The sequence below is a fragment of the Streptomyces sp. NPDC054863 genome (genome assembly GCF_053610825.1).
Genome location: NZ_JBSGZD010000530.1, coordinates 1 through 2154, shown reverse-complemented (window position 1 = coordinate 2154; position 2154 = coordinate 1). Strand labels below are relative to the sequence as shown.

The 2154-nt window shown below is 71.2% G+C and carries 2 protein-coding genes; both read left to right on the top strand.

Annotated elements, in window-relative coordinates:
* The first annotated feature begins 228 nt into the window (after positions 1-228).
* The gene (locus tag ACWGIG_RS38605; protein ID WP_453326398.1) at positions 229-1581 is read left to right on the top strand and encodes a transcriptional regulator; all 1353 of its coding nucleotides are present in this window, start codon (positions 229-231) and stop codon (positions 1579-1581) included.
* An 87-nt stretch (positions 1582-1668) separates the two neighbouring features.
* Positions 1669-2154 (top strand): NUDIX domain-containing protein (locus ACWGIG_RS38600; protein WP_453326397.1); only part of this gene is annotated, 486 nt, incomplete at its 3' end.

Below are 2154 nucleotides of genomic sequence, written 5' to 3'. Positions count from 1 at the left end.
GGGTGCAGGTCAGCCGCGGGCGGGACGGACGGGGGTGGGATCGGGCCGCCGCACTGATGGAGGGGGGAGCCGGCGGCCCGGCCGCCTCTTGCGAGGCAGTTCAGTCAACCGATACACGGGGTGCGGCGGGAGTGGGTGAGAGGTGTGGATGCAGGCATTCCGTTCACCCCCCGTGCGAATTCCCCGGTACTACGCTGGTGCAGGACCGAGTCAGCCGGAGGCGCTCCCATGCAGCCCAATGCTCTTCTCGACGCTCTGCTGGACGAGGCCGGGGTCTCCCAGGCCGGTCTGGCCGCGCACGTCAACCACGCGGGAGGGAAACGGGGGTTGGCGCTGCGCTACGACCACACGGCGGTCCGCCGGTGGCTCAAGGGGCAGCGTCCGCGAGGCCAGGTGCCCGACCTGATCTGCGAGGTGCTCAGCGCACGGCTGCACCGGCAGGTGGCGCTCGACGACATCGGACTCGGCGGACTCCGGGGCGGGCTGATCTCACCGGGCAGCAGTTCCGGCTCCACCCTCTCCGGGTTCGTGGAGCGGGCCACCGCGCTGTGGCGCTCCGACGAGCAGCAGCGCCCGCACGTCCTCGGTGCTCCCGCCGTCACCGGCACGCCGGCCGTGATGCCGGTCTGGGAGTGGGAGAACCCGCCCGAGGACAGCGATGTCTCCCGGTCCGGGCAGACCCCGGTGCACCTCGCGGACATCGAGGCCCTCAAGGGCGCCAGGGCACACTACGAGCAGATGTACCGCAAGGCCGGCGGTGTCGCGACCCGCTCACGCGTCGTCGGCTTCCTCAACTCCGAGACGGCGCCCCTGCTGCGAGGCGGCTACAACGACTCCACGGGCCGCCAACTGCACCGCGCGACAGGCGGGTTGGTGGCCATCGCGGGCATCTGCGCCTACGACTCGGACGCCCAGGGGCTCGCGCAGCGGTACTTCCACCAGGCGCTGCGGCTCGCGAAGGCGAGCTGCGACCGGGGGCTCGGCGCGTACGTCATCGCGCTGCTCGTCAACCAGTCGCTGTTCATGCGGGAGTACCGGCAGGCGGTCGCCTTCGCGGAGGCCGCCCTGCGCACTGCCGGGCGTGAAATCAGCCCGGCGCTGGCCGCCGACCTGTACGCGATGCAGGCCAAGTCGTACGCCCACCTCGGGGACGGGGGCAGCGCGCTCGCCTGCATCCGGCGGGCCGAGAAGGCCGCCGACCGCATCCGCCCCGGCCATGAGCCGGACGAGACCGGCTACGTACAACCGGGCCTGGTCAATGTGCAGGTGGCGGAGGCACTGCTCAGCATGGGGGACCTCACGACCGCGCGGGAGCACGCGGCGGCGGCGGTCGACACCCGCGCACACGACCGCGGCCGGGTGCACCGGCTCGCCATCCTCACCCACGTCGAACTGCGGCAGGGGGAGGCCGATCGGGCGGTGGCCACCGCGGTCGAGATGGCCGAGCAGGCGCGGGGCATGGAGTCCCAGCGGCTGAGAGACCGGCTGCGTGCCGTGCGAGAGCATCTGGCGGCCAGCGGATGCGCCCAGGCCGACGAGGCGGCCGAAATGATCGACGGGGCTCTGCGCATTCCCCTGTGAGGGCCGCCGGGCGCTGGTTCCCCCAGCGTGCTCCCTGCTGCGATGTTGCCATCTACGTGCATTCAATTGCCGGAAGGTGGCAGAAACGTGCAGTGGACGAACTTAAACGAACAAACTGTGTATGAGAACCCGTGGTTCCGGGTGAATCTCGCGGACGTCGAACTTCCCAACGGCCGTCATCTGGACCACTTCCTCATCCGTCTGCGCGCGGTCGCCGTGGCGACGGCCGTCAACGAGGCGAACGAGGTGCTGATGCTCTGGCGCCACCGGTTCATCACCGACAGCTGGGGCTGGGAACTGGCCGCCGGCGTCGTCGAGGACGGAGAGGAGGTCGAAGCGGCAGCGGCGCGCGAGATGGAGGAGGAGACGGGGTGGCGGCCCGGGCCGCTGCGCCACCTCCTCACCGTCGAGCCGTCGAACGGCCTTACCGACGCCCGGCACCACCTCTACTGGGCGGAGGGGGCCACGTACACCGGCCACCCGGTGGACGACTTCGAGTCCTCGCGCCGCGAGTGGGTGCCGCTGAAGCTGATCCCCGACATGATCGCGCGGGGTGAGGTCCCGGCCGCCAAC